We start from the raw sequence: 5,209 nt of genomic DNA, 5'->3' as shown, positions 1-5,209 counted from the left end.
AGGCGATCGAGCGCCTGACCATCAAGGCGGCCGGGCCCGGGCAGCCCGTCGCGGCGCTGTCCGGCGGCAACCAGCAGAAGGTGGTGCTGGCCCGCGCGCTCGCGGGCGACCCGACGGCGCTGGTGCTGCTCCAGCCGACCGCCGGCGTCGACGTACGGGCCAAGGAGACGCTGCTCGGCGCCGCCTCCGACGCCGCCGCGCGCGGTGCCGGCGTCCTGGTCGTCTCCGACGACCTCGATGACCTGCGGCCGTGCGACCGGGTGATCGTCCTGTTCAAGGGCGAGATCGTCGCCGAGATGCCCCGGGGCTGGGCCGACCATGAGCTGATCGCCGCAATGGAGGGCATACGTGAGTGAGCGGAGCGCGGGAACCGGGAACACGGCACCTCCAGCCGTGACTGAGACTGAGACGGTCGCCGCGGCGTCGGCCGGGAGCCGGATCGCCGCGCCCCGGCTCGCGCGTCTGCGCGACCTCGCGCTGGTGCCCGCGATCATCGTGATCGCGATCGTCGGCTACTTCGTCAGCCCGGTGTTCCTGCACTGGGACAACCTCGTCAACGTCCTGCAGCAGCAGTCGGAGATCTCGCTGCTGGTGCTGGCGGAGGCGCTCGTACTGATCTGCGGGCGGATGGACCTGTCGCTGGAGTCGACGTTCGGCCTCGCCCCGGGCGTCGCGGCGTGGCTGACGCTCGCGCCCGGCGTCGCGCACGGCCTCGGCTGGCTGTCCGGCGCGTGGTCGATCCCGCTGACACTGGTCGTCGGCGCGGTCATCGGCGCGGTGAACGGCCTGCTGATCGTGCGGTTCCGCCTGAACGGCTTCATCGTCACGCTCGGCATGCTCATCGTGCTGCGCGGCCTGCTCACCGGCATCACCGGCGGCAAGACGTTCTTCAACCTGCCGAGCTCGATGATCTACCTGGGCAACGCCGTGTGGATCGGCCTGCCGGCCTCGGTCTGGATCTGCCTGATCCTGTACGCCGTCGCGATCGTGGTGACCGGCTACACGCGGTTCGGCCGGTCGCTGTACGCCGTGGGCGGCAACGCCGACGCGGCCCGCGCGGCCGGTATCCGGGTGGACCGGGTGCTGTGGTCGACGCTCGTGGTCGGCGGCCTGCTCGCCGCCCTCGGCGGTCTGCTCCTGACCGGCCGTCTCGCGTCGGTCGCCGCCAGCCAGGGCAACGGCGCGATCTTCACGGTGTTCGCGGCGGCGGTCATCGGCGGCGTGTCGCTGAACGGCGGGCGCGGCACGGTCTTCGGCGCGTTCACCGGCATCCTGCTGCTCTACATGATCCAGAACGTGCTGACCCTGGCCGGTGTCCCGGCTCAGTGGATCAACGCGCTGAACGGCGCGATCATCCTGATCGCCCTGATCATCAGCCGCATCACCTCGGGACAGGCGCAGGACCAGTGATGGAACTGCGCCGACTCGGTGACACGACGGTCGAGGTCAGCGTGCTCGGCCTCGGCGGTGCCGGGTTCGCCGGGCTGTACGAGGCGGTCTCCGACGCCGAGGCCACCGCGACTGTGCGGCGGGCCTACGAGCGGGGGATCCGCTACTTCGACACCGCGCCGCACTACGGCGCCGGGCGGGGCGAGCGCCGTCTCGGCGCCGCCCTGCCCGGGGCGTGCGTGATCTCCACGAAGGTCGGGCGGGTGCTCGTCCCGCTGGGCCCCGGTGAGCCGCCGGAGCCGGCGGGCTTCGCCGACCCGCCGCCGCTGCGCCGCGTCTGGGACTGGAGCGCCGACGGCGTCCGGCGGTCGCTGTACGGGTCGCTGGAGCGTCTCGGGGCCGACCGCGTGGACATCGTCTTCCTGCACGACCCCGACGACCACGAGGAAGAGGTGTACGCCTCGGCGTACCCGGCGCTGGCCGAGCTCCGTAAGGAGGGCGTCGTCCGCGGCATCGGGGCCGGAATGAACCAGTCCGCGATGCCGACCCGGTTCGTCGAACGCCTCGACCTCGACGTCGTCCTGTGCGCCGGCCGCTACACGCTCCTGGACCGGTCGGCCCTGGAGGACCTGCTGCCCGCCTGCGAGCGCCGCGGCACGTCGGTCGTCGTCGGCGGCGTCTACAACACCGGGCTGCTCGCGGGCGGCACCCGGTACGACTACCACCCGGCCCCGCCCGAGGTACGGGCGCGGGTGGCCCGGCTGGAGGAGATCTGCGCCGGGCACGGGGTGCCGCTGCGCGCCGCCGCCCTGCGGTTCCCGCTGCGGCATCCGGCCGTGGCGTCCGTGCTGGCCGGCTGCCGGTCCGCCGCCGAGGTCGACGACAACGCCGACCTGCTCGAACTGGACATCCCCGACGCACTCTGGGACGAGCTTTGATCTCTGTTGACGCGCACCATCACCTCTGGGACACGGCCGTGCGGGACTACTCCTGGATGGACGGTCCGTGGGCCGACCCGATCCGCGGCCGCTTCGACCTCGCCCGCTACGCCGAGCCCGTCCCGGCCCGAGAGAGCGTCGTCGTCCAGGCGGTGACGGACGAGTCGGAGACCCGCGAGCTCCTCACCGCGCCCGTGGGGGGCGTCGTCGGCTGGACCGACCTCACCGCGCCGGACGTGGCCGAGCGCCTCGCGGAGCTGAAGGGCGCCGGGCCGCTCGTCGGCATCCGGCATCTGGCACAGGACGAGCCGGACCCCGGGTGGCTCACCCGTCCGCCCGTGATGCGCGGCATCGCGGCCGTCGGCGCCGCCGGACTCGTCTACGACCTGCTGGTCAGGCCGCCGCAGGCGGCCGCGGCCCTCGACGTGGCACGCCGGCTGCCCGAGGTGTCCTTCGTGCTCGACCACGCCGGCAAGCCGGACATCGCCCACGGCGTGTGGGAGCCGTGGGCGGGCTGGATCACCGAGCTGGCGGCCCTGCCGAACGTCACCGTCAAGCTGTCGGGCCTGGTCACCGAGGCGGGCCCGGACTGGAGACCGGCGGACATCGTGCCGTACGCGCGTCACGTGCTGGCCGCGTTCGGCCCGAGCCGGACGATGTACGGCTCCGACTGGCCGGTGTGCACCCTGGCGGCCACGCCCGCCCAGGTGACCGCCCTGGCCGAAGAGGTGATCCCGGCCGACGCGGCGGCCGAGGTGATGGGCGGAACCGCCCGCCGGGTCTACCGGCTAGGTTGATCTCATGCGCGTCGCGCTCTTTCTCACCTGCGTCAACGACACGCTCTTCCCCGAGACGGGGAAGGCGGTCGTCCGCCTGCTGGAGAGGCTCGGCTGTGACGTCGACTTCCCGCCCGGCCAGACGTGCTGCGGTCAGATGCACTTCAACACCGGCTACCGCGACGACGCGCGGCCGATGGCCCGGCGCTTCGTGTCGACCTTCGGCGGTCACGAGGCCGTCGTCGTGCCGTCCGGCTCGTGTGCGGCGATGGTGCGCGAGTGGTACCCCTCGCTCGGCGTCGAACCGCCCGGCGGGGTCTTCGAGCTGACGGAGTTCATCGTCGACGTCCTCGGCGTGACCGACGTCGGCGCGTACTTCCCGCACACCGTCACCTACCACCCCACCTGCCACTCGCTGCGCTCCCTGAAGGTCGGGTCGCGTCCCGTGGACCTGCTGTCCTCGGTGCGCGGGCTGACGCTCCTCCCGCTCGGCGGGGCGGAGGAGTGCTGCGGCTTCGGCGGGACGTTCTCGCTGAAGAACCCCGCGGTCTCGGCCGCGATGTGCGCCGACAAGGTGCGCGGCGTCCTCGACACCGGCGCCGAGGTGCTCTGCGCCGCGGACAACTCCTGCCTGATGCACATCGGCGGCGCGCTGTCGCGGCAGCGTACGGGCGTGCGGGTGATGCACCTCGCGGAGATCCTCGCCGCCACCGAGGAGGATTCGTGACCGAGGGAACCGGAGGACACGCACCCACGGTCTCCCTCCCGACGGAGGAGGGCCCGTGAACACCTTTGTCGGGATGCCCGCGTTTCCGGAGGCGTCGGCGTCGGCCGTGTCCGACGCGCAGTTGCGGCACAACCTGCGGGGCGCCACCCACACCATCCGCGCCAAGCGTGCCGCCGTCGTCGGCGAGCAGCCCGACTGGGCCGCCCTGCGCGCGGCGGGCGCCGCGATCAAGGACCGCACGCTCCGGCATCTGGACGTCTACCTGGAGCGGCTGGAGGACGCCGTGACGGCGGCGGGCGGCACCGTGCACTGGGCCGCCGACGCCGACGAGGCCAACCGGATCGTCACCGGCCTGGTGAAGGCCACCGGCGAGACCGAGGTCGTGAAGGTCAAGTCGATGGCCACCCAGGAGATCGGCCTGAACGAGGCGCTGGAGGCCGCGGGCATCCGGGCGTACGAGACCGACCTCGCCGAGCTGATCGTGCAGCTCGGCGACGACCTGCCCTCCCACATCCTCGTCCCGGCCATCCACCGCAACCGGTCGGAGATCCGCGAGATCTTCCTTTCGAAGATGGCCTCGTGGGGGCGGCCGGCGCCGGCCGACCTGGCGGACGACCCGCGCGCTCTCGCCGAGGCGGCCCGGCTGCACCTGCGCGAGCGCTTCCTGTCCGCGAAGGTCGGCATCTCCGGCGCCAACTTCGCCGTCGCCGAGACGGGCACCCTCGTGGTGCTGGAGTCGGAGGGGAACGGGCGGATGTGCCTCACGCTCCCCGAGACGCTGATCTCCGTGGTCGGCATCGAGAAGATCGTGCCGACGTGGCGGGACCTCGAGGTGTTCATGCAGCTGCTGCCGCGCTCGTCCACCGGCGAGCGGATGAACCCCTACACCTCGATGTGGACCGGCGCCACCGAGGGCCAGACGTTCCACCTCGTACTCCTCGACAACGGGCGCACGTCGGTGCTGGCCGACGAGGTGGGGCGGCAGGCGCTGCGGTGTATCCGCTGCTCGGCCTGCCTCAACGTCTGCCCGGTGTACGAGCGCGCGGGCGGCCACGCGTACGGCTCGGTCTACCCGGGCCCGATCGGCGCGATCCTGACGCCGCAGCTGCGAGGCATGGCGAGCCCCCTGGAGGAGTCGCTGCCGTACGCCTCGACGCTGTGCGGGGCCTGCTACGAGGTGTGCCCGGTGGCGATCAACATTCCGGAGGTGCTGCTCGACCTGCGCTCCAAGGTGGTCGCACACGGACATCTCGGGCAGCGGGTCGCGATGGGCGCGGCGCGGCGGGTGCTGAACTCGCCGCGGTGGCTGTCGGTGACGCAGCGCTCGGCGGGCCGGCTGCGCCGCTGGACGCCGCGTCGGCTGCCCGGCCCGCTGTCGG

The 5,209-nt window shown here is 72.7% G+C and carries 5 protein-coding genes and 1 pseudogene; all 6 read left to right on the top strand.

Annotated features, from left to right (window positions below):
- Positions 1–356 (top strand): annotated as a pseudogene (locus ACFFNX_RS41515) (sugar ABC transporter ATP-binding protein); the annotation flags it as partial.
- 37 nt (positions 357–393) lie between these two features.
- Positions 394–1,410, top strand: coding sequence for an ABC transporter permease (locus tag ACFFNX_RS41510; protein ID WP_378211680.1), 1,017 nt, complete (start codon positions 394–396; stop codon positions 1,408–1,410).
- Positions 1,410–2,327 carry an aldo/keto reductase gene (locus tag ACFFNX_RS41505; protein ID WP_378211679.1) on the top strand — a complete coding sequence of 306 codons (918 nt, stop codon included), beginning with the start codon at positions 1,410–1,412 and terminating at the stop codon, positions 2,325–2,327. The genes ACFFNX_RS41510 and ACFFNX_RS41505 overlap by 1 nt, the downstream gene beginning before the upstream one ends.
- A complete protein-coding gene (locus ACFFNX_RS41500) occupies positions 2,324–3,124 on the top strand; it encodes an amidohydrolase family protein (RefSeq protein WP_378211678.1) in 801 nt (266 codons plus the stop codon). The genes ACFFNX_RS41505 and ACFFNX_RS41500 overlap by 4 nt, the downstream gene beginning before the upstream one ends.
- A 4-nt stretch (positions 3,125–3,128) precedes the next feature.
- A complete protein-coding gene (locus ACFFNX_RS41495; protein WP_378211677.1) occupies positions 3,129–3,830 on the top strand; it encodes a (Fe-S)-binding protein in 702 nt (233 codons plus the stop codon).
- 73 nt (positions 3,831–3,903) lie between these two features.
- On the top strand, positions 3,904–5,209 hold a 1,306-nt coding region (locus tag ACFFNX_RS41490), incomplete at its 3' end, for a lactate utilization protein B (protein ID WP_378211681.1).

Source organism: Actinoallomurus acaciae (assembly GCF_042429965.1).
Classification (GTDB): Bacteria; Actinomycetota; Actinomycetes; order Streptosporangiales; family Streptosporangiaceae; genus Actinoallomurus; species Actinoallomurus acaciae.
The sequence above is the reverse complement of the archived record's forward strand: the minus strand, read 5'-3'. Positions and strand labels throughout refer to the sequence as shown.